This is a genomic window from Psychrobacter sp. GW64-MNA-CIBAN-0177 (assembly GCF_040309585.1).
GTDB lineage: Bacteria > Pseudomonadota > Gammaproteobacteria > Pseudomonadales > Moraxellaceae > Psychrobacter > Psychrobacter okhotskensis.
Window position 1 is genome coordinate 1 of the sequence record NZ_JBEOOY010000361.1, and the last position, 260, is coordinate 260.

The window sequence follows — 260 nt, forward strand, 5'->3', positions numbered from 1 at the left end:
TTACCGCTGTTTAATGTCAAAAATACCGATGATATTTTGGTGGGCTTGGTGACTGGTGAAATTGGTATCAACCAATTGACCGGACACATCTCAAGGCAGCTACAATTAGAGCCGGAAAAAGAAGAAGAGGAATACACTCCAAGCGTTGACCCCAGAGCTACTGGTAAAATCGACGCTTATAAAATTTGTATCGATGGCTTAGACAATATTGAAATTGCTTTAGCAGGCTGCTGTCATCCCGTTCATGGTGAGCCCATCTC

1 pseudogene is annotated in these 260 nt (G+C 43.1%); it reads left to right on the plus strand.

Annotation, left to right across the window (positions count from 1 at the left end):
• A pseudogene (locus AAEY79_RS15450) lies at positions 1-260 on the plus strand (bifunctional (p)ppGpp synthetase/guanosine-3',5'-bis(diphosphate) 3'-pyrophosphohydrolase); the annotation flags it as partial.